The organism is Opitutia bacterium ISCC 52 (assembly GCA_014529675.2).
GTDB lineage: Bacteria > Verrucomicrobiota > Verrucomicrobiia > Opitutales > UBA2995 > UBA2995.
In genome coordinates, this window is record CP076040.1 from 47,256 (window position 1) to 70,133 (window position 22,878).

The 22,878-nt window shown below is 50.3% G+C and carries 16 protein-coding genes and 1 other RNA gene; 8 read left to right on the top strand and 9 right to left on the bottom strand.

The features are described from left to right. The first annotated feature begins 101 nt into the window (after window positions 1–101). Together xylA and xylB are read left to right on the top strand one after the other, a co-directional pair. The gene (gene xylA / locus GA003_00225) at window positions 102–1,415 is read left to right on the top strand and encodes a xylose isomerase (protein QXD28447.1); all 1,314 of its coding nucleotides are present in this window, start codon (window positions 102–104) and stop codon (window positions 1,413–1,415) included. 78 nt (window positions 1,416–1,493) lie between these two features. Beyond that, window positions 1,494–3,029, top strand: a complete 1,536-nt coding sequence (gene xylB / locus GA003_00230; protein QXD28448.1) for a xylulokinase — start codon at window positions 1,494–1,496, stop codon at window positions 3,027–3,029. A gap of 159 nt (window positions 3,030–3,188) precedes the next feature. Here the strand turns inward: xylB and GA003_00235 are convergent, their stop codons facing one another. Both GA003_00235 and dgt read right to left on the bottom strand, forming a co-directional pair. Next, window positions 3,189–4,712, bottom strand: a complete 1,524-nt coding sequence (locus tag GA003_00235) for a glycine hydroxymethyltransferase (GenBank protein QXD28449.1) — start codon at window positions 4,710–4,712, stop codon at window positions 3,189–3,191. A 197-nt stretch (window positions 4,713–4,909) separates the two neighbouring features. Then, the gene (gene dgt, locus GA003_00240; GenBank protein ID QXD28450.1) at window positions 4,910–6,175 is read right to left on the bottom strand and encodes a dNTP triphosphohydrolase; all 1,266 of its coding nucleotides are present in this window, start codon (window positions 6,173–6,175) and stop codon (window positions 4,910–4,912) included. Between the two features lie 86 nt (window positions 6,176–6,261). On the opposite strand from dgt, the gene GA003_00245 reads away from it, so the two are divergent. Further along, entirely contained in the window at window positions 6,262–7,692 is a 1,431-nt protein-coding gene (locus tag GA003_00245; protein ID QXD28451.1) for an FAD-binding protein, read from the top strand. A gap of 274 nt (window positions 7,693–7,966) precedes the next feature. Here the strand turns inward: GA003_00245 and GA003_00250 are convergent, their stop codons facing one another. The 4 genes from GA003_00250 to GA003_00265 form a co-directional block, all read right to left on the bottom strand. Further along, window positions 7,967–8,422 (bottom strand): energy transducer TonB, encoded by a 456-nt coding sequence (locus tag GA003_00250; protein ID QXD28452.1) that lies wholly within the window; start codon window positions 8,420–8,422, stop codon window positions 7,967–7,969. Window positions 8,423–8,716: 294 nt separating this feature from the next. Then, on the bottom strand, window positions 8,717–9,415 hold the full coding sequence (locus GA003_00255; protein ID QXD28453.1) for an energy transducer TonB: 699 nt from the start codon (window positions 9,413–9,415) through the stop codon (window positions 8,717–8,719). A gap of 122 nt (window positions 9,416–9,537) precedes the next feature. Further along, complete coding sequence (leuA, locus tag GA003_00260) at window positions 9,538–11,217, bottom strand: 2-isopropylmalate synthase (protein QXD28454.1); 1,680 nt, start codon at window positions 11,215–11,217, stop codon at window positions 9,538–9,540. Between the two features lie 232 nt (window positions 11,218–11,449). Continuing rightward, window positions 11,450–12,742 carry a mechanosensitive ion channel gene (locus tag GA003_00265; protein QXD28455.1) on the bottom strand — a complete coding sequence of 431 codons (1,293 nt, stop codon included), beginning with the start codon at window positions 12,740–12,742 and terminating at the stop codon, window positions 11,450–11,452. A 122-nt stretch (window positions 12,743–12,864) separates the two neighbouring features. Here GA003_00265 and ffs point away from each other — a divergent pair. The 5 genes from ffs to GA003_00290 all read left to right on the top strand — a co-directional run bounded on the left by ffs (window position 12,865) and on the right by GA003_00290 (window position 15,457). Further along, window positions 12,865–12,961, top strand: an RNA gene (gene ffs, locus GA003_00270) — signal recognition particle sRNA small type. A 26-nt stretch (window positions 12,962–12,987) separates the two neighbouring features. Continuing rightward, entirely contained in the window at window positions 12,988–14,133 is a 1,146-nt protein-coding gene (dnaX, locus tag GA003_00275) for a DNA polymerase III subunit gamma/tau (GenBank protein QXD28456.1), read from the top strand. A gap of 82 nt (window positions 14,134–14,215) precedes the next feature. Next, the gene (locus GA003_00280; protein ID QXD28457.1) at window positions 14,216–14,473 is read left to right on the top strand and encodes a hypothetical protein; all 258 of its coding nucleotides are present in this window, start codon (window positions 14,216–14,218) and stop codon (window positions 14,471–14,473) included. 485 nt (window positions 14,474–14,958) lie between these two features. Next, window positions 14,959–15,213, top strand: a complete 255-nt coding sequence (locus tag GA003_00285; protein QXD28458.1) for a hypothetical protein — start codon at window positions 14,959–14,961, stop codon at window positions 15,211–15,213. Beyond that, entirely contained in the window at window positions 15,158–15,457 is a 300-nt protein-coding gene (locus GA003_00290) for a hypothetical protein (GenBank protein ID QXD28459.1), read from the top strand. The genes GA003_00285 and GA003_00290 overlap by 56 nt, the downstream gene beginning before the upstream one ends. 389 nt (window positions 15,458–15,846) lie before the next feature. Here GA003_00290 and GA003_00295 read toward each other — a convergent pair whose 3' ends face one another. From GA003_00295 to GA003_00305, 3 genes are read right to left on the bottom strand one after another with little or no spacing between them, the layout of a single operon-like run. After that, complete coding sequence (locus GA003_00295) at window positions 15,847–20,061, bottom strand: HEAT repeat domain-containing protein (protein QXD28460.1); 4,215 nt, start codon at window positions 20,059–20,061, stop codon at window positions 15,847–15,849. 26 nt (window positions 20,062–20,087) lie between these two features. Then, a complete protein-coding gene (locus GA003_00300) occupies window positions 20,088–21,461 on the bottom strand; it encodes a sulfatase-like hydrolase/transferase (GenBank protein QXD28461.1) in 1,374 nt (457 codons plus the stop codon). Between the two features lie 10 nt (window positions 21,462–21,471). Beyond that, window positions 21,472–22,752, bottom strand: coding sequence for a Gfo/Idh/MocA family oxidoreductase (locus GA003_00305; protein ID QXD28462.1), 1,281 nt, complete (start codon window positions 22,750–22,752; stop codon window positions 21,472–21,474). Between the last annotated feature and the right edge of the window lie 126 nt (window positions 22,753–22,878).

Below are 22,878 nucleotides of genomic sequence, written 5' to 3' on the forward strand. Positions count from 1 at the left end.
TTTCTCCTTTCTTTTCGGTCAAGTGAAAATCCGATTGCCCCGGCAGTTAGAGAGAGCCATCTTTATTGGCTTCTCTGGGTAAACCCATAAACGAATATATAATGTCTGAAGAATTCTTTCCAAACATTCCCAAGATTCCATACGAAGGTCCGGAGTCTAAAAACCCATTGGCTTTCAAGCACTACCTCCACAATGAAGTCGTAGGGGGCAAGACCATGAAAGACCACATGCGCTTCGCCGCTGCTTACTGGCATACCATGCGTAATGAATTGTCAGATCCGTTCGGAGTCGGCACTTCCCAAAAACCATGGGATGACCGTAGTGATTCGGTGGAAAACGCCCAGCGCCGAGTCGGTGCCTTTTTCGAGTTCCTCGAAAAGATGGGTATGGACTACTACTGTTTTCATGACCGCGATGTTGCCCCTGAAGGTGCGACGCTTGCTGAATCCAACGTTAGTCTCGAAGCGGTTGTCGGTACGCTGAAAGAGCACCAGGATCGGACGGGCAAAAAGCTTCTGTGGGGTACCGCTTGTCTCTTTATTCACCCTCGCTACATGCATGGAGGAGGAACTTCCTGCAGCGCTGAGGTATTTGCTTATGCCGCAGGCCAAGTGAAGGCGGCTATGGATGCGACACATGCCCTTGGGGGTGAAGGCTATGTTTTCTGGGGAGGACGTGAAGGTTACACCACCTTGCTAAACACCAACATGAAGCGCGAGTTGGACAATCTGGCCCGCCTGCTTCACATGGCTGTCGATTATGCAGCCCAGATTGGATTCAAAGGTCAGTTCTTTATTGAGCCGAAACCCAAGGAGCCAACCACCCATCAATACGATTCTGATGCCGCAGCGTGTTTAAATTTCCTCCGCGAGTACGGCCTTATGGATCACTTCCAGCTGAATCTGGAAACGAACCATGCGACTTTAGCTAATCACTCCATGCAGCATGAAATGATCGTTGCGCGTAATGCAGGAGCCCTCGGTTCGGTGGATGCAAACACGGGTCACCCGCAACTCGGTTGGGATACGGATCAGTTTCCGACTGACATTTACCTGACCACCGAGATTATGCTCGAGCTCCTGCGTATGGGAGGCTTCAAAGAGGGTGGTTTGAATTTCGATGCCAAGCCGCGCCGCGAAAGCTTCGAAACGGTCGACCTCTTCCACTCCCATATTGGCGGGATGGATGCATTTGCCCGTGGATTGAAGATTGCCAACGCGATCATTGAAGATGGACGTCTCGACGAGTTTGTGTCCAAGCGCTATAGCTCTTGGGATTCCGGAATCGGTGCCAAGATCGAATCCGGTGAGGTTGGCTTCAGCGAGCTTTCCGAGTACAGCCTGTCGAATCCGGAACCGTCGGTGGAAAGTGGCCGTCAGGAGATGTTGGAGAATTTGATCAACGAGTTTATCTAAGCTCCTTCATTGAAACCGTTTTAATTTAGAGCAAAGGCGTGGACTTCACGCCTTCGTTCATTTAACCCTTTTCTTAGTATGAATTACCTCATTGGCATTGATGTTGGTACCTCCAGTATGAAGACCCTGCTCATTGATGAGTCAGGAGCTGTGGTTGGAAGCGTAACCGAATTTTATCCATTCGAAACACCGAAGCCTCTTTGGTCTGAACAGGACCCTGCTCATTGGTGGAAAGCTGCCTGTGTATCGATTAAGCGGGTACTTGAAGAGACTCGAGTGGATGCGAAGGATGTGGCTGGAGTGGGCCTCACAGGGCAAATGCACGGACTGGTTCTTCTAGATAAAGATAATCAAGTCCTTCGCCCGTGCATTCTTTGGAATGATCAGCGGACAGCCAAGCAATGTGCTGACATCACTGCGAAAGTGGGAGCTGAGCGCGTGCTGGAACTTACAGGGAATCCGCTCCTACCAGGATTCACCGCTCCAAAGATTGCCTGGGCGCGCGAGAATGAGCCTGAGATCTTCGCCAAGGCCGAACGATTTCTCCTCCCTAAAGACTACGTCCGCTTTTTGTTAAGTGGAGAGCATTTTACAGACGTTTCCGATGCCTCGGGCACATCCCTTCTCAATGTTGGCCAGCGTGATTGGTCCGATGAAATGTGCGAGGCGCTTGAAATCGATCGCTCCTTTTTGTCGGAAGTTACGGAGTCTACCGTGGCTTCCACGCGTATTTCTGTTGAAGCTGCGGCGGCTACTGGATTGCTGGAAGGAACGCCGATTGCGGCTGGAGGTGGAGATCAAGCAGCACAGGCAGTTGGGTCGGGCATTGTTCGCGAAGGGATTGTGTCTGCTACCTTGGGGACCTCAGGAGTCGTCTTTGCGCATTCTGATGAATACCGAGTTGAGCCGAACGGCTTGTTGCATGCTTTCTGCCATGCCGTTCCGGGAAAATGGCATTTGATGGGGGTCATGCTGTCTGCAGCAGGTAGTTTCGATTGGTATAAAAATACCTTTGGTGGAGAGGAAGACCGTTTAGCCGAAGAGAATGGATGCAACGTATTCGACCTTCTCACAGAGCAAGCAGCAGCGGCACCGGCTGGATCAGAAGGGCTGTTATTTTTACCCTATCTTTCAGGAGAGCGGACTCCTCACCCGGATCCGAATGCCCGAGGCACGTTCTTTGGGATGACGCTTCGTCATGGTAAGGGACATATGACCCGGTCTGTTCTTGAAGGCATCACTTACGGAATGAACGACTCTCTGCAGTTAATGCGAAACCTCGGTCTCGAGATTTCAGAAGTTCGCGCTTCTGGAGGTGGAGCGAAGAGCGACTTCTGGTTACAAATGCAGGCCGACATATACGGCTCCAAGGTGTTAACTACCAACGTGACCGAAGGCGCTGCTTTTGGAGCAGCCGTTTTGGCAGGGGTGGCTTCAGGTGTTTATGATGACCTCGACTCTGCTGCTAGTCGGATTGTAAAGAACACTGGTGAGGTAAATCCAGGAACTGATCAATCTGTCTATGCTGACTTTTATCCTGAGTACCAGGCACTCTATCCGGCACTCAAAGATCGCTTTGCCTCAATCAGCCAAGTGGTGGAGAAGCATCTGTAAAAAGGCTGAAAGTTGAAGGCACAATGTAGGAGCAAACTGTTTTCCGCTACGCTGTCGGCTTCGCCTCGGTAATTCACGACTAAAACAAAATTCGGGTCGCGATTAAAATGACTCCTACAGAATTATAGATTCATTCGTGCTGGGCCATTCAGCTTTTGTTTACCCGAAATACCGTTTCAGAATCTCCAGATCCAGCTCCGGATAAAGCACGAACTTGCCTAATAGAGCCGACACCCGTTGTTGAGCCGCTTCAATTACACCGTCTGCGATATCGTATTTCACCTTGCTGGCTTTTCCAGCATTGGCTCCCTTGATCAAGGTCTTCGGAGTGGTGTTGGAAAGAATGAGCTTAAAGATCGCTGCGATCTCTTTCATCTCTTCCTCACCCATGCCGAGGCTGGTGATGGCCGGAGTTCCCACACGTAGTCCGCTGGTGTACCAAGGACCATTCGGATCGAAGGGCAGGGAATTGCGGTTCAAAGTAATTCCGCACTCGCGTACGGCGCTTTCGGCTTGGCGGCCATTGAGCCCAAACGGCGTAACGTCGATCAGCATCAAGTGGTTGTCGGTGCCATCGGTAGGGATGGTCAGTCCTTCATCGATCATGGCTTGAGCCATTGATTTGGCGTTGTCGGCAATGCGTTGTGCGTAGGCTTTGAACTCAGGCGTATTGGCTTCAGTGAAAGCTACTGCCTTCGCTGCCATGACGTGAGGAAGGGGACCACCTATGACCAGTGGACAGCCTTTATCTACAAATTCTGAGAACTCTTTCTTAGAGAAGACCACTCCGCCACGAGGACCACGTAGAGTCTTGTGAGTGGTGGTGGTTGCGATATCGGCAAACGGCATCGGATTGTAATCACCTTCAAAGACACCTCCTGCAACCAGTCCGGCAAAGTGAGCCATGTCGACCATCAGGACCGCGCCCACCTTATCGGCGATTTCGCGCATGCGGCGGAAATTGATTTTTCTTGGATAAGCGCTGTAGCCCGCAAGCAGGATGAGTGGTTTTACTTCCACAGCTTGTTTTTCAAGCTCATCGTAGTCGAGCAATCCGGTTTCTTTACTCACCGCGTAGCCGTAGCTGTCGAAGAATTGAGCGGAAACATTTTGACGATAGCCATGAGTCAGGTGACCACCGGAGTAGTAGTCGAGTCCGAGCATACGCTGGTTGCCCATGGCGTGGCGGACTTTGTTCCAATCCTCACGGGAAAGTTTTGCAGGGTTGGTTTCGCCAAGCTCTTCCAGACTGGGGACTCCGACGCGTGCTTGAAGGATGGCCCAGAATGCAATCAGATTGGCATCGGCTCCTGAGTGAGGCTGCACGTAGGCATGATCGGCTCCGAAAAGTTTGCAGGCTTGCTGGCAGGCTTCGGTTTCCAGGTCGTCGACATTGTCGCAACCGGCGTAAAAGCGCGAGCCGGGAAAGCCTTCCGCGTATTTGTCCGTGAGCAAATTGCCCATGGTGGCTTGCGTAGCCAGGCTTGTGAAGTTCTCACTGGCAATCAGCTTCAGATTGTTTCGCTGATCTGCCAGCTCCTGGACAATGTTACGTGCGATGGTCGAATTGACTCCGGCAACTTGTTGAAGATTGGCCAGGTAGCTTATAAAGGCTGGGTTGGCACTGGATCCAGCTTGCTCAAGATACTCGGCAAGCGGTGTGGTTGTTGATGTCTGTAACATGTGGAAGCGATAGATATGTATTTTAATTCTACCCAGGCGCTCGATAGAACTTGGTGGCTTCCTAGCGGTTGATTCCGCTCTTGGTTGCGCCAGTCGCTTTAAAAGATGAGAAGAAAAAAATTCTTTTTGAAAAGGAAGTCAATGAAGCGCTGTGAAAAAGTGCTTCAATTCTACCTCAACCCGGCCAACGCTCAAAATCATACGATGTCCACAATCGACCCGAAACCTGGGTCGAACAACCGTCGGTAGGTTTTTATAGCAAAGCTATCGGTCATTCCAGCCAGGTAGTCACAAAGGAGTCGGGCTTTTTCAGTGTCCGTCTCGGTCGTTTTTAGGCGACCCTCAAGTTTGGGAGAAACCAGCCGTGGCGGATTTTTCCCCTTGGAAGAGTAGTTGTCTAAAAGAGCTTCGAAAAGGCGCTCGAGCATGCTGTCACCTTTGTACTCCAATTGTTTGACCCGGGTACTTAGGAAAACGATTTCGAACATGATGCGTTTGTAGAGTTCGCACTCCTGTTTTTTGGCAGGATCGACTATCAACTCAAACCGGTAACGATTGGTGGTTTCGCTCATGAAGTTGCTCCGTTCTTTCAAAGATGCCCCTTGAATGAACTGCCCGATCTTGATCCCGAGCATGGCGTCTATATTACCTTTTCGAATGATACTTATAATGCCTTCAAGATGAGCGGTGTCCTCGCTATCCAGCTCTACGCCTGAAGCCCATTTTTCCAGTTTATCAATCGTTATAAATTCCGCGCGGATTCCGTCCGCAATATCGTGGATGCTATAAGCGGTATCATCGGCCCAATCCATAATTTGGCACTCAAGACTTTTGAAACTGTTTTTCGCCTTATGGCCGGGCAGCTCCGATTCCAGATCGTGCCCATCAAAAACAAAATCCAAGTACGGCTTCTGGTCATCAAAGAGGAAATGGTTGGCCGGATTTTCTCTTTCCGAAAATAGCGATTTGTATTTGAGAACACCGTCGAGCAAAGCTCGAGTTGGGCGCATGCCAGAGCGTTTCTTTAAATCCGAGTAGATCGTTTCGGTTAGTAGCCGAAGGGTTTGAGCATTCCCTTCGAATCCTCCGTAAGGTCGCATGAGCCGATTAAGCGTTTTTTCGCCATTGTGCCCAAAGGGTGGATGCCCGAGGTCATGTGAGAGGCACACCGCTTCAACCAGATTCGGGTCTACATGAAAGTCTTCCCCCAAGTAATCACTCGACTTTTTAAGGTAGCTGCAAATGGACCTACCGATTTGTCCAACTTCGATCGAGTGGGTGAGTCGTGTGCGGTAAAAGTCGTATTCGCCTGACTGGAAGACCTGGGTTTTTGCCTGGAGCCTGCGGAAGGCGGAGGTGTGGATGATACGGTCACGGTCGACCTCAAAACAGTTACGGTAGTCATCCGGCGCACGCTCTGGAATGCTAGCTTGGTCGAAGTCCGAGTAAAAGGTGTTCTCCATCTTGGACCACTAAGGCGGCTCCTCCTTCAGGATTCAATCGGGAAAATGGATCTTGAGGCCTAAAGCGTTTATGCTAAGCCATAGCTATGCCAAAAAAATCGGCTCTATCAGAATTGAAACGACGACTGAGAGGATCTGTAAAAACAGATGCCGATAGTCTGTATTGGAAAAGTTTCGATAGCAGTAAGCTCTCTTTCCCAATCGAGGCCGTCATTGAACCCAAGAACGATCGAGAGATCGGAGCGCTACTTAAGCTGGCAAATAAACATAAGGTCCCAGTCACTACACGTGGATCAGGCACCTGCCTCACTGGGGCGGCTTCGCCCAAAGAGGGGGGCTGGGTGCTCGATTTATCCGGCTGGAAAAAGGTCCGTGTCGATCGCGAAACCGGTATGGCCTACGTGGAGACGGGAGCGGTTTTGGAGACTATCAAAAAGCGGGCCGAACGTGTGGGCTGGTATTACCCGCCGGATCCATCGTCTAAACGTTTTTGCACCATTGGTGGAACCATCGCCTGCAACGCAGGCGGTATGACCGGTGCGAAGTATGGAGTGACACGCGATTACATTTACGCGTTGGAAGGATTTCTTCCGAATGGAGAATTTGTACGTTGGGCTTCGGATGTACGAAAGTATGTGTCCGGTTACAACATGAAGGATCTGTGGATCGGGAGTGAAGGAACTCTGGGTGTGATAACTCGTGCAGTGCTGCGGCTCATCCCCAAACCACCACTGCGATGGACTTTGTTAACGGCCTTCAAGAGTGACAGCAAAGCACTGGCTGCCATTCGCGCGCTGACTAAGGATCGAATTGTTCCGGCGATATTGGAGTTCCTCGACGATGAGACGGTTTTGTGCGCTGAACGTCGAACGGGGCAGCCTTTCTTCCCCGGGGTGGGGACCACGCCCATGGTTTTGCTTGAGCTGGATGGGTATAAGGAATCGCTTGAGCGAGATCGCAAGAAGGTGCTGGCTTGGGCCAAAGAAAGAGGGCTCCAATTCTCAGAGACCTACGACGCTGAGGAAGCAGAACAATTGTGGGCGGTTCGACGACAGTCCTCACCGGCCATGTATGAACTGGGCAACACTAAGCTCAATGAAGACATTGTGGTTCCGCTTCGCAAGACAGCTCAGTTGATCCGCTTTGTGAACCAGCTTAAAAAAGAAACTGGATTGGCCATTCCCACGTTCGGTCATGCTGCCGATGGCAACTTTCATGTGAACATCATGTTCAATCGCGGAGATAAGAAGCAGGAGCGTATCGCCGAGAAGGCGGTCGTGAAGCTCATGAAGACCGTGGTCGCGATGGGTGGTGCCATTACGGGTGAACATGGGGTGGGTCTTGCCAAGTCACCGTTCCTTAAGTTTCAACACAACAAAGCAGAGATTGCCGCTATGCGGGCTATTAAAGAAGTGCTCGATCCGAATAACATTCTCAACCCGGGGAAAATCTTCGAGCCCTACATTGTATGGCAAAAAACCCCAGAAAAGGTTCAACTTCCCTGGGATCATAAGTAAGCAGTGATTCTGAACGGATGGATCTGAGGGATTAAAAAATACTAAATATCCTCCCAGGGTATTTTTGAATACTCTCTTTCCCGAACGAATTATTCAGATCCATCCTCGGACCGACGTGCCGAATGTTGTTCCGGTCTGCTTCGCATCCGGTCTTGTTAAGCTTCTCGGAACACCTTCTTTCTTCGGTCACGCACTGATGTGCGCTCCCTCAGCATTCGGTAGTCAATCTCGACACCTCGATTCCGTCAGAAAACTTCTTATAAACTTCTGGACTTTACTTTAAATTGAAACCGAAGCTTTGGCGGACACGAGTGGTGACGTCCTGGTTGTCTTTTCTGCCAGGTTCGAAATCCCACCCCCGCAGGCAATTTCTCAATGCCTCGGCAAACTCACGGTGGGTAGCATCTGCGATTCGGATATTTGACACGTTACCCTTCGGCGTGACGATGTAGATGACGTCCACCTTTCCCTCGACTTCGTTGCGTTTGAGTTCAGGAGGATAAACAGGAGCAGTGGTTAGTATAGGTCTTGGAGCCACATCCAGTTCGTCCGGATTGAAAATAGGTAGCTCCGTCGGAAAGTCTTTGGGGTCGAATATACTGTAGACTGCAGGTCCGGTTCCGTGGCGAGGATCCATAAGATTTCTGATTTGCTCGATGGTGAGTTTTTCAGGCTTATCGACCATCTCTGGTGGTTTGGGTGGTTCTGGAGGATCCGGGGGAGGTGTCATATAGATGTCTTGAGAATCATCTGGTTCCTCTGGGTCTTCTACCTCCGACGACAACTGGGGCAGCGGAATAATCAAAAAGAGTCCCCCTGTTATCAGAATTGTGAATACAATGGAAAGGGTCGTCCGACCGGACTTGTTTTCGTATATCGGATTGGGTGTGTGTCATGGCATTGCTTCCTTATCTATGGGTTATTTGTTACCCCTCCTAACGTAGAAGCTCCCGATAATATTAATACCGGTACATAAAAATGGGCCGCTTCGTTAGTGAAGCGGCCCGAATGTTTGCCGCCTGGATTACATAGAATCCAAAGTGAAATTGAATGGAATTCGCACGCGGGTGTTTACTGCCTCATCATCTTTGATTCCAGGTTCGAACTGCCAGCGGCGAAGGGCTTCGATGACCGGCTTTTCAAACTCTTTGTGGGAGGCCTCCGCAATTGATATGCGAACTACCCGACCCCTTTTGGTGACTATGAATTCGGCAATCACTTTGCCCCTAATATTTGCCCTTTTCATAGCGGTCGGATAAATAGGTGCAATTTGCAGAATAGGGAAGGGAGCTTTGTCCAAATCAGATATCTCAAACGCGATATTCAGATTCAAATCAGAGTCATCAATCTCAAAACTTCCAATATAGACGCTTGCTCCGGTTCCTCCGGATCCAACATTTAGTGCCATGTTGATGGTTGAAAGAGTCAATTTTTGAACCTCTTTCTTCATGTTGAGATCTTCATCTTCCTCATCTTGTTTCTCTTCTTTTTTATAGGGCTCAATTTCCGGAGGCGGAGCCTTGTAGAGAGAAATCGCACGAACATCATTTGCGAAGTTGTTTTCAGATACGATTTGCGTTAACGGTATGGCGACAAACATTGCACTGGTTATGAATCCACCTAGGACCAAAGCCAGTACTTTTGTACCACCACCTAAGAATGACATTACGGGCGGCGTTTTCATGTCACTAAAATTAATTGTTAGCCCTTTTCCATCAACCATACCGAGGACTAATAAGTCATGCTACTACTTGAAATAAGACGGTCGATTATAGGGAACCTGGGCAAAAGAAAAGGCCGACTTCCAAGAGTCGGCCTTTTCAAATTAATGGATACTCTGCGTAATCAACTCTCGTTCATTTCGGAGCGGTTGATGGCATTCACCAGGGCTTTCATGCTAGCGAGCTCGATATCGGTATCGATACCGACTCCCCAGTGTTGACCGGCGTTGTATTTCTGAATCTGAACATAAGCAGCCGCCTTGGTTCCGGATCCAGATCCTATAGAATGTTCAGAGAACGAAACTAAGTTGAAGTGTTTTAACTCCGCCTTTTCCAGGGCGTTGCAGAAAGCATTAATTGGGCCGTTACCGCGTCCCTGGAGTTGTTTGTCCTCGGCATTCCAAGTAAGGCTGATATCGAGTTCGATTTCTCGAGTGGCCGAAAACCTGCCAAGCTCCTTGATGTCGTTCACCTTTAATGGAGAATGTTTGTCCGAATATTCCTCAATAAACGATTGCAGGATTTCATCAGGCGTCAATTCGCGTGACTGTGTGTCCGCAAGGTCGTAAACCATTTTCCCTAGTTCCGGGTGCATGGGACGAGGAATTTGGTAGCCGTATTCGTTTTCCAATACAAATGCTACGCCCCCTTTCCCTGACTGGCTGTTGATGCGGATAATGGCCTCATAATTTCTGCCAATATCTTTGGGGTCGATAGCCAGATAAGGCACTTGCCAGAGTGCTCCTGCTTCCGGATCCATTTGTTCCATGCCCTTGCGGATGGCGTCTTGGTGAGAGCCACTAAAGGCTGTAAAAACCAGATCACCACTGTACGGCCAGCGATCATGAACATCCATACGAGTACAATGCTCATAGGTCCTTCGGATTTCGCTCAGGTTCGAGAAGTCGAGTCCTGGTGCGACACCTTGACTATACATGTTCAAGGCGACGATGACGATATCCAGATTTCCGGTTCGCTCGCCATTACCAAACAAAGTGCCTTCCACCCTGTCAGCTCCAGCCATCAAACCTAATTCAGTCGCAGCTACTCCCGTGCCCCGATCGTTGTGAGTATGCAGACTTACTATGATTTGGTCGCGTTTTGAAAAGTTCCGGCAGAACCATTCAATCTGATCCGCGTGTACATTGGGTGTAGCCAACTCCACGGTTGCTGGAAGATTCAGTATGATTCTCTCTGCGGCTCCGGGATTCCAGGTTGCGAAAACCGCTTCGCATACATCGAGTGCGAATTCCATTTCTGTATCGGAGAAACTCTCTGGCGAATATTGGAAATCGATCTTGGTGTTTGGAACGGTTTCAACCAGCTCTTTGCAGAGCTGGGTTCCTTTTACGGCGATGTCCTTAATTTCTTCCTTACTCAAACCAAAGGTCACTCGACGTTGGAGTGGGTTGGTTGAATTGTAGAGATGGACGATGACGTTTGGTGCGCCGTCAATGGCTTCGTAGGTTTTACGAATCAAATGTTCGCGAGCCTGGACAAGGACCTGCAGGGTTACGTCATCCGGGATCAGCTTATCGTCAATCAATCTACGGAGAAAATTGTACTCCGTATCGCTGGCTGAGGGGAATCCGACTTCAATCTGTTTGAAACCGACGTCCACCAACAGTTTGAACATCTGGAGCTTTTCCTCGATGTTCATGGGAATGGCGAGGGCCTGATTGCCATCGCGCAAGTCGACGCTGCACCAGATGGGTGCTTCATCGATCGTTTGATCGGGCCATGTGCGGTCGGGTAATTCGACGCCTTTAAATGGCTTATACTTGGTTATAGGTGCCTTTTGCATTTGGGCCTAAATGTGTTAAAATTGTGCTGCTTTTTTGTTCTTTGAGTGAATTCCCGGTTATTAAAGTTACTTGCCAGAACCCGGGAAACAATGGGCATAGATATTTACTCCCCCAAGGGGAGAAGCAGCGGTAGGCCTAGTAGGAGCAGTCCTAAAATTGGGCAAGTGGTATTCATGACTCTTAAAGAGATTGGCTTTTTCCTCCAAAATAAGGGTCTGAGTCAAGCCAACATTATTCCGTTTCTTCAGCCTGCTTCGGTGGATCCGTCGCCGGTAATGCCCCCCCGCTTCGGATGTGTATATCCCTCTGCGGATAGGGGATCTCAATATTGTGCTCGTGGAACAAATCCCAGACTTCCAGGTACACAGCACTTTTGATATTAGTAACTCCTTTGGCGGGGTCTGAGATCCAGAACCGAAGCTCAATATCCACCGAATTATCTCCGAAGCCTTTGATCGGGCATTGGGGAGGAGGATTGTTGAGGACCCGATCGCAGTTTAAAGCCGCTTGTTTACAAAGCTCCATGGCCTGGCGCACATCGGCGTCGTAGGAAATCCCAATGGGGGCTCTGAGCCTCACCTTCGTGTCTGAAAAAGACCAGTTTTCCACCTCATTGGTGATGAGATTTTCATTTGGGATAAGATTTTCGCGTCCATCTCGTGTAATGACAGAGACGTAGCGGGCGCTCAGTTTGTTTATCCAACCATAGGTTTCACCGATTGAAATGACATCGCCGGGCTTGATCGATTTATCCAGCAGCAAGATGACTCCGCTGATTAAGTTGGAGATGACCTTCTGAAGGCCAAAACCTAAACCAAGACCAATAGCACCGCCGAGGACGGTTAATGAGGAGAGTGGTATTCCTAGAGATTGTAGCCCCATCACTAGCGCGAGAGAGATCAAGACGACCTTCAGAATCTTCGCGAATAATACCTCCATGGACGGAGTGATGTTCGGCATCTTATGCATCTGGGACTCAGCTGCTCCAGAAAGTCTGATACTTATCCAGACAAAGAATAAGAGCATGAACAGGCCTTTGATGACCCCGAGCAAGGTAATGGGAGGTGATCCAATAGGGAATTGGATTGCCTGGAGCGCATTCGCGGTAGGATCCAGTAGCCCAGTGATCCCGAGCAAGGTGATGATGACAATGATCGTCCCCAACAGCTTTTGCCAAAATGGCTCCTGAGTCATTCGATTGACCATGACTATCAGAAACCAACCTATCGCCAGATTGGAAGCCGGGGTGAGAAGCACATCGTCGATGCCTCTACTGATGATGTTTCCCTTCACCATCGCGCAAATCAGCACGTAGGCTGCTGGCATGGTCAGTGCAGCAAATGCAGGTACCAGGGAGTTAGCGACCCAAGGGGAAGGAAACGCACCCAACTTTTTGTAGAGAGTTTTCTTTAAAATCGTTGCGAGTATTATGCTCACGAGAAGTACTGCTAGGATCGTTCCTCCTTCCCAGAGGAATCCGGGAGAGTTAATATAGTCCAAAGCAGATTGGTACCAGTTTTGCATTCGTTCCACCATGGTACCAGTTTTGGGATATGCGTCGCTACATTCCAGTCCTAAAATAGCTTCCTGAAGATTTTTAAAAAGGGAGTTGATTTAGGGCGCTTCGTTTCCCACCTTTGATCCTCGGCCGGGTCCCACGGGTGCTCGACAGACGAACTCCGCCAGGACCGGAAGGTAGCAACGGTAGTCATGATCGTGCTAGCCGTGGGTAACCTGGTCGTCCTTTTCATTTTTTTCGCACTTATTCTATGGCTCAAGGTTATCAGGTTATCGCCCGTCGCTGGCGACCCAAGCAATTCGACGAAATTGTTGGGCAGGACCATATTACCCGGACCTTGAAGAATGCGATCACCAACAACCGCATTGCTCATGCCTACTTGTTTGTGGGCCCTCGCGGCACGGGAAAGACCACGACCGCGCGCATGTTCGCCAAGGCCCTCAACTGTGAGGAGGGGCCATCGATAACTCCCGACGACCAGTCCGATATTTGTAAGTCAATCATGGATGGGAGCTGCATGGACGTGATCGAGATCGATGGTGCTTCCAACAACTCGGTCGAGCAGATCCGCCAATTGCGGGAAGATTGCCAATACGCACCAGCCCAGTGCCCATTCAAGATCTACATCATTGATGAAGTGCACATGCTTTCGACTGGAGCCTTCAATGCACTCTTGAAAACACTGGAAGAGCCGCCTTCTCACGTAAAATTTCTTTTTGCCACCACAGAAGCTCACAAAATTCTGCCCACGATCGTAAGCCGCTGCCAGCGCTTTGAGTTTCGTCCTATTAGCGACGAGCAAATCTGCTCCAAGCTCAAGACAATCGCCGATGCGGAGAAGATCAGTATTGATGATGAAGCTTTGAAATCCGTCGCTCGCCTGGCCAATGGCGGTATGCGCGATGCTCAGTCGACTTTGGATCAGCTGATTTCCTTTTGTGGGGACTCCATCTCAGAGGCTGATGTGCTGGAAGTGTATGGATTGGCTTCTCAGGAGCAAATCCACGAGTTGGCCACACTGCTCGCTCAGGCCAACTATCCGTCTATTTTATCTACGGTCGAAAAATTGGCCGAAGGAGGCAAAGACCTCTACCGCATTTTGGTCGATCTTCAAAACTACCTTCGCGAAGTATTGGTGGATGGAATCAAGAGCGGTGGCAAAACATCGGCTCTAGGACCGCCCATTCAAATAGAAAGCATCATGCGCATGAATGATGCTCTTCACCGAGGGGAAGCAGGGGTCAAGATGGGGCTGTCCCAAACCGTCAATTTTGAGGTGACTTTGCTCAGGGCTGTAGAAGAAAGCCGCACGCGAGCCATTGACTCGCTCATCAAGGAGCTTTCAGCAATCGCCCAGGACGCTCCCGAAACGTCCGGTCAAAAAAAAAATAACTGAAGCCCCATCGGTTTCAGACCAAGCTGAGCAAACCAAGCAGGTCCCTCCTGCAAAGCGTAACTCTGACAAAACCCCGGATTCGTTGGATGCCAGCGTTGAAGCACAGGCCGAAGCCTTGGCTGCATCATTTCCTGTCACCGATGCTGTCACCGATGCTGTGGGCGAACCAGAAACCGTCAAACGACAAGAAGCTGACTTAACACGTGTTCGTGCCAGTCAGGAGGAGATTCAACGGTTGTTGAGTCTACTGCCTGAACGCGTGAAAGATCAAATGGATGATTTGTTCCGCGCACGGTATACGCGTATTCAGAAACTGGATATACCTAAAGAGAGCGAGTAGCCAGAACTCGATTTCATTCTAGTTTGAAAGTGGGTTAGGGGAATCCCTTAGGGTTCAATCATGGGTCATGAGCGTAATTTAAAGTTGAGCTAAACACCCTAGTTCCGGTTTAGTCTCAATTATGCCTTTGCTTACTGGATTGTTGTTTAATCGATACTCTCCCCAAACGTCTGTTGTCAGATTCCTTGGCCCTTTGCCTGTATTTGATTTGGTGTTTTGGACTTTGCGTCGTATTCGTCGTCGCAAAAGTCTATTTGTTGCTGGCTGCGCAGTGGGTGTGTGTATGGTGCTAACAATTGCCGTAAGTTTTCCGACCTAACCCCGGTTGAATTTTAGTAGCTCCCGGTACATCGAATTTAGCTCTGGGCTCCTCTCTAATATTTAGACCTGAGTCCTCAAAAGTGCCCTGGCTCTCGCAGCCAGGGCAAATTTTTGTACCGGCAAAATGATTGGACAGCTTCCATTCTTCTTCTAGCATCTTTTGTATGGGCCAAAACCTGTATTCGAGTCTCTCCATTTTCATTTTGGGCATGATTGCTGCATCGGTTGCTGCGACCGCTGCTCCGGATTTTGAATCCCAGATTGCCCCCATATTCGAAGGGCACTGTCTTTCCTGTCATAACAGCACAGATGCTGAGGGCGACTTTGTGCTTCAAACAAAAGCCGAGGCTCTGGAGCATCCTGATGCCATACTTCCAGGCCATTCGCTCAGGATCTTGGAAACTATTCCTTCCTCGTGAGACCTCTTATCGTCACCCACATTATACGGGAACGGAAATCGGTCCAACCGAGGCCCTCCTGTTCAATGTCGTTGAGGATATCGGAAGTGAAAACAACCTTGCATCTGAACATCCTGATATTGTCGCCCGCTTAAGTGCTCTTGCTGAAGTAGCGCGGGCCGATTTGGGAGATACGGACCGAGTGGGTGCAGGAGTCCGTGCAATAGGCCAAGTAGCAAACCCAACACCACGGGTAAAAGAGTAGCATAGGCATCTTGCCTCGCCGTGCCATAGCTCGCGGATCGACGGCTGGCCTGTGTATCCACAACTAGGTAGGGACGGATCGCCGAGCCGTCCGAAGAACTCTGACCAACGGCTCACTCGGCGATCGAGCCCTACCACTTCAGGAGATGTGCGTATGAAAACTAAAGTAATCTAGGTTGGTTTACCCATGCTCTAGGTCTTGTGTATAAGCCTGTGCTATTCCTTCGTTACCTCCGTTGCCTTCTGTTCAAAATTCTATCGCTAGAAGGGTAGGGCAAGGGCCTCCGGCCCTACCGAATTCTTACGCCTCAGCCAATCTACTCTTCTGTTTCGTATAACGATGTAACTCGGCGCGGCGAGACGCCGTCGCCCTACCTATTCAGGTGCTGCTCACTCGTCCAACAACAATGCGATCAAATCTCGCATCTGCTGCTTGTCGATGGCGTGTTCAAGACCTTCGGGCATCAACGAACGGTTCGAGGCTTTTATAGATTTTATGTTTTGTCTTAAAATTGTTTCTTCCGCCCCACCTGCTCGTTGAAGGGTGATACTTGCGGGTGACTCCGATTCGATCCGTCCGCTAACCAGGCTACCATCCAGAAGTTCAATGAAGTACTGGGTGTAGCTGGCCAGGACATCGCGATTGGGATCGAGAATCTGAACCATCAATGATTCAGCAGTTCGGTTCTGGATCGTGGCCATGTCGGGGCCTACCCGTAAGCCTTTGGTTCCGAGCCGATGGCAAACCATACACTGCTGTTCGAAAATGCTACGCCCCCGTTCCTTGTCTCCTAGCAGGTCCAATGCGCTTCGGTAATCGTCGATAACTGCATCCCGGCTGCTGGCCCCTTGTCCGAATAATTTAATGGCGTGGTTTTTAATATCTGCCGATGGGTGCTCTTTTAGCAGGTCCTGCCTGACCGATGTTATTTCACCTCGCACAATTTGATTGGTCTCCACCGCCTCGAGCAGTTCACGGGTCCAGGATTCACGGCTGAGAAGCGTTTCAATGGTTTCACTGCGAACTTGAGGTGATTGTTTTGGAAAGGCTTCAATGAGTGCGGATCCAGTTTCGTCTATTCCAAATCCCGATAGGACTGCCAGGGCCGATAATTGGATGGTGGAAGTCTCGCTTGCAGAGAGCAGTTTGGTCAGCGGCTCTGAAACGGTTTCATACACCCCATGGGCCAAAGTGTTTACCGCCTGTTTGCGTCGGCTTTCATTCTCAGTGGAGCTGGATAAAGTCTCCATGGCTCCTTCGATGAGTTCCTCGATGAGCTTTCCGGTGGAGGGATCACTTTGTGCCACGCGGCTTAAGTTTGTCTGGGCACGCAGTTGGCCTTCTCCCAACGCAAGCACCATGGACCGGGTCTTTGAGTGATCTGCGTCACTAATCAACGTGAGAGCTTTTTGAATTTCTTCTTCCTGGTTCCGTGCTCCAATCACCTGAAGAAGAAGCCTTAAAAACTCGGGACTCTGTTTCGATTGTGGGGCAGCTACTTCGAGTATCTTAATCGCCATTTCTGGAACAGCGCTTAGGACGGCTGTGCGTATCCAGATATCCTCTACATCGCGTTGGGCTATCCCGGCCAGCGTGGCCGCTACTTTTGAATCGTCGACCGAACCCAAGGATAAGGCAGCCTGAAATCGTACATGGGGATCTGAATCCTTTGCCAGTTGCATGACGCGTTTCAGAATACCAGAGTGAGATTGAAGATGAGACTCAGCCAGGACAATGGCATGCTTTCTGACACCACTGCTCTTATCTCGAAGAGCATTTTCAATATCGCTTGCTTCCAATGCGCCCAGACCTTCGAGAGAGTGGAGTGCATGAAGTCGGGCCAGCTCGCTCTTGCTCGATTTCAGTAATTCACGAAGCAGTGGTACTGCTGAAGCATCCTGGCTTTGGAAAATTAATCGACTTGCCGTTTCTCGCCACCAGCTGTTCGGATTCTCCAGAGTGGAAACCCACTCAGCCAAGGAGGCTTCCCCTAATTGAGGCGGTGGAGGAGCCTTGAAGCCTTTGGGTGCCAATCGGTAGATACGACCATAGTTTTCTCCACTACTGAAATCCGTTTTGGCATAAATATCATCCGGGAGTGAGTCGGGGGTTTCAATAAACTCCCGGTACATGTCCGAGATATGCAGTGTGCCATCCGGTGCATTTGAAAAATTAGTCGGGCGAAACCAGTTGTCGTTGGAGCGAACAAACTCAGTCTCTTTATCAACGCGAACGGCTTTAAAGATTGCTCCGTCTTTTTCGAGAACTCGGCGGTGCACAATATTACTCTGCACGTCACCAACAAAAAGGTTTCCTTTGGCTGAGTCCGGATAGGCATCCCCACGATAAATAGTGACACCCGTTGTTCCTGTAAATACATCGTGAGCAACGAAGGGTGCGGCATACACACGGTCTGCAGCCAGACGCACTTTGGTGCGAGCCTTACGCCAGGGCTCGGGAGGACTGATGCGGTAGACATCATCGCCTTCCCAGATTTCAGCTAGGAGATTGGAAACTGGAAGGTAGGGATTCCTCTCGAGATAGTGCGAAGGTAAGACTACCTGAACGGCCGGCTTCGAATTTTCACAGATGAATCGGTTACCCCAGTCGTCGATGGAATTTCCATATTGTTGCGAGCCGGAAATCGTTTGGAATTCCAGCGTTTCCGGATGAAAACGAAAATCCCGATTGCGTAATGAAAGTGTTTTGGTATCTGGGTCGTTGACGGAACGAATATCTCCACTGCTATTTGAGCCTGCACCATAGATCCAATTGTCTAGTCCCCAGATCAAATTGTTGGCTGTGCCTTCATCGTTGCGGAAGCCAAAACCGGTGAACAGTTTCTCACGAACTTCCGCTTCACCGTCACCATCCGTGTCTTTGAAATACCAGAGGTCAGGAGCCGCCACTACATAGACGCCGCCCTTCCAGGGTAGAATTCCGGTGGGCCACTCAATATTGTTGGCGAAGACTTGGCTCCATTCGTAGTGGCCGTCGCCGTCTAAATCTCTTAGCATCCGAATGCGTCCATCGGGTCGATGGCTGACGCCTCCCTTCGAAGGAAACTTCAAATACTCGGCCACATACATCTGACCATTTTCATCGTAGGAAATAAGGATGGGTTCCACGACGTTGGGTTCTGCAACTACTAGTTGCATTTCAAAACCCTCTGCAACCTCAAATGATTGTATCGCATCTTCTACGCTACGTGGGGGTATCCGGAAATCGTTCTCCTCTGGCACTTGCCCAAGCAACTTTTCCATCGCTTCGGTCAGGATGGCTTCTGCTTCTGGGCCGACATTGGATGCGCGGTCACTGGTTTCGTATCCGCCCTCCTCGTAGGCAATAGCGGTACCAATGTAGCCGGGGCCATACTCGCCATAGGCTGCCATGGCTACGTCGAGATCAGGTCGCATCGCTTTGGCGGCTAATTGATATTCAACGAACAGTTCCCCGGGCATGTTCAACACTCGCGCCTTACCCACGCTCAAACAGGAGATGTTGATGGCATGTCCCTCATTATAGCGACGGAGCCAAGCTAACTTATCCACCTCGGTGAGAAACGCGTCTTCTGCTTGACCCGACTTCAATAGTTCAAGGAGCTTCTCCTCATCAATATGATCCGCAGGCTCCAGACGCACCGGTTCTATGGCCCAACCGATGTCGTCAGCAGTAAGCGGATGTTTCAAAGTGGTGGTCCAGGCCTTTCGCATGCCTTGTGCCAGGCGGTCGGCCAAAACCATTCGATTTTCCGTATCACCGTCATTGTATTTACCTGCACCGATGTTTCCACCTGCTCCGTTGAAATGCACATGCAAAGCCGCTGGCTGTCCTTGCCCACGAATGAATCGAGCAATTCCGGGAAAGTCCGGACTGGGAACGCCGGTACGGTAGTAGCTTTGCGGGTGGCAGGCGTAGTAACTCAGAACAGCCACCGGTTGATCTTCGTTCCAAAACGAAAGTAAGGACACTTCCGGATCGATCACGCCTTCCGGTTCGGCTCGAAGCCTTGGGTCAGTCGTTCGAGTCCAACGCATTTCTCTAAATGTACCGTCTTCCTCAAGCATGCGACGATTGGAGGCGATCTTTTCAACTTCCACTTCTCCCCAACCATAATGCGTGACAGGTTGCGCATCTGGAAGGGCGTCTCGAATCGCATCGGCTGCGCGCTTGATAACGACTCGTGCAAAGTCACTTTGTAGCCGCGCGTAGCCTTCCAGTCCGAGCTCCTTAACAATCTTTTCAGCTGTAAAGTCGGCCCCGGGCGCGTCGTGTTGATGCAGCGCATGAACGGCAACATGTTGGCGATCTGTTCCTGCTGCGTCGGCCAGGGCATCTCGAAACACGTCCTGTGCTTCATTCGAAACGCCTATCCAATCAATCGCGCCCATGACGATAGGTTTGTCGATTCCAGTTATGACAATTCCACGAAATCGGATGGTCAGTTCGTTGTGATGGTGAACTTCGTCATAGGCCATCATTGAACCTACAGGTGGCGTTGCATCTACATCAAACGTGGCCACCCGAACTTCCTCAGCCTTGGCCTCGATAAGAGCGAGCGAAATAAAACAGATAGAAAGCAGAATGGGAAATAAGCGTCGCATGGTTCTTATGAGATTGATCGAGAAAATTAGTTTGAGTTTGTTCTGGCGGCTTTGTTGATGAGTGCCTGATTACGTTGGTCGTAAAGGGGAGGATCTATGTTAGCCTCCCATTGATCCAGCATACTGCTCATGCCAAGGGCGAGCTCCATGTTGGAATCAATCAGGTTGTTCTGTTCAGCTATATCGCTTTCCAGGTTAAACAGAAATTGTTCGCCGGCAGGAGTGTCCAGATACTTCCACTTGCCTAATCGGACCGCGCGTTGTTCCACGACTTTGCTTCGGTGAGGGTCCAGGGCTCGCCTGAAAAACAAGGGCCGCATAGTCAGCGCTTGTCCTCCTTTCAGGATAGGCATCAGGTCTTTCCCGTCTAGGGGCCTGCCCTTGGGAGGCGACCCTCCAGCCAGCTTTAATAGTGTCGCGGTCCAGTCTATCGTTTGTATTGGTATATCAGATACGGACCCGCCGAAAATGACTTCTGGCCATCGAGCGATCGCGGGCACGCGAATGCCACCTTCCCATAGACTTCCCTTGAGCCCTTTCAGCGGAGCATTTCTTGCCAGCTTTTCGCCGCCATTATCACTTGTGAAAATGATGAGTGTGTTGTCGCTGAGATTGAGTGAGTCGATGGTATCAACGATGCGCCCTACAGCCTTGTCCAAACTCTCCACCATGGGGATGTAATGATCATCGCGGTTTCCCTCATGCCAGCTGAATTCCGAGTTTCCATCTTCGGGCCCTTGGAAGGGGAAGTGGGGTGCGTTGAAGGATGCGAATAGGAAGAAGGGTTCTTCTTTCATCTCTTCTATGAATTGGACGGCGTAGTCTGCAGTAAGATCTGTCACATAACCATCCGGATGAATAGCTTCCTCATTAATAAACAGATCATGTGTCCCCGTCTTATCGTAGTATTCGAAGTAGTTTACATTGCCACCTAAGCAACCGAAGAAATGATCGAAACCGTGCTGGTTGGGCCTCCAACCATCCTCATAGCCTAAGTGCCACTTTCCCGACAGCGCCGTTTGATAGCCTGCTTCTTTCAGCATGGAAGCGAGAGACATCTCTGTTGGAGGCAAGCCTTCATCCGGTGCCTGATACCAGACCGCCCATTCCAGGCCCAAGCGCTGAAAGTATCGCCCAGTCATAAAGGCCGCTCGGGTAGGGGAGCAGATAGCGCTGTTCGAGTAGTTCGAGGTGAAGCGCATACCCTCCTGTGCCAAACCATTCAGGTTTGGAGTCTCTATGTCAGGTGCTCCAAAACTACCGATATCACCATAGCCCAAATCATCGGCCAGAATGAATATGAGGTTCGGCTTATCCTCAGGTTGTTGAACGGGGTTCTGAGCCGTTAAAGAAATACTCAACAGCAAGAGGCAGCCTATTCTGAATAAGGCTTTTTTCACGCTACCAGAGTCAGACCTTTGGTTTCCAACCTTTGCGGTAAGGTTTCGTCCAAAGCTTCATTGCTTCCGGATTATTTTTTATGCGTCCCCTTTCCGGACTTATATCGAGGACAGATTTCGTGCGGTAAGCAATGTTGCCCAGGTGACACCAATGGGTGCTCTTTTGCCCTTCCTCAATTTCCTGTGTAAGTGGGGTTCCTTTGCGTATCGCATCGCACATATTTTGGAAGTGAGGAACGTCGCCAGGGGTCCCGGCTCGTTCGCTGATCATCCTGCCTTTAAGGTCGTAGACTTTATAACCCGAGAAATCAAACGCCATGGTTCCGCCTTCGCCGTAGAAGGTGCAGAAGGAAATGTTTTCTTCAGGGCGACGGTGGCAACTACTGCCATCCCAGGAGGCTCCCGCTTCACCAAATTCAAATTGAGCTACACCGGTATCGGGGGTCTCCTGATCGTCGTCAAAATAGTGCCTGGTTCCAAAGTAGCTTACCTTGGTCGGGTACTCTACACCCATACCCCAACGAGCCAGGTCCAGGGAATGCACGCCGTTGTTGATGATTTCTCCGCCGCCGTAGAGCCAATGCCAGTGCCAATTATAGTGGATCAGGTTGTCCTTGTAAGGGCGTTCCGGGATGGGACCCTGCCACAGATCGTAGTCCAGGTGGTCGGGCACAGCCGCCGGCTTGCCTTTGCCAATTCCTGCCCTGGCATTGATATACCAGGTGCGGGCATGCAGGATCTTTCCAATCGCTCCATCATGGAGTTGTTGCATTCCTTGAATCATTGATTCGTAGCTGCGCCGTTGAGTGCCCAGTTGAACTTTACGGTCATACTTTCGAGCAGCCTTCACCATCAACTCACCTTCCTCGGGTGTATGGCTGCCGGGCTTTTCTACGTAAACATGTTTACCGGCTTCACAGGCCAGAATGGTGGCGGGTGCTTGCCAGAAGTTGGGAGCTGCGATGGATAAGATATCGACCGACTTGTCCTCCAGGATATCGCGAAAGTCTCCAGTCACTTTTGCTGGGTTCTTTTGATTGTTATTGGCCAATTTAGCTCCGGCCGCCGCACGGTTTTTATCCACGTCGCAGACATAAGCGATCTCTACATTGGGCACCGCTTGGAAACCAGTGATGTGAGCCATTCCTCGTTTCAACCCCATGACGCCTACTCTCAGTTTTTGGGAGGGTGCCTTTTGCCCATGGAGCGATGGGAACACGGCGAAGGAGGCGACGCCTGCCAGGCTGGTGTTTTTGACAAAGTTTCTTCGTGATAGGGTAGAATCTTGCATTGAGAATTGGGTTGAATACCTGTCGAAAGAGAACCGCATTGTGGAGCCCGTGGTGAGGCCGAACAAGGGAAAAGGATTTCATTCTCTCCTTTCTTGTCAGACTCGCCATGCTCCGACACTCTTACC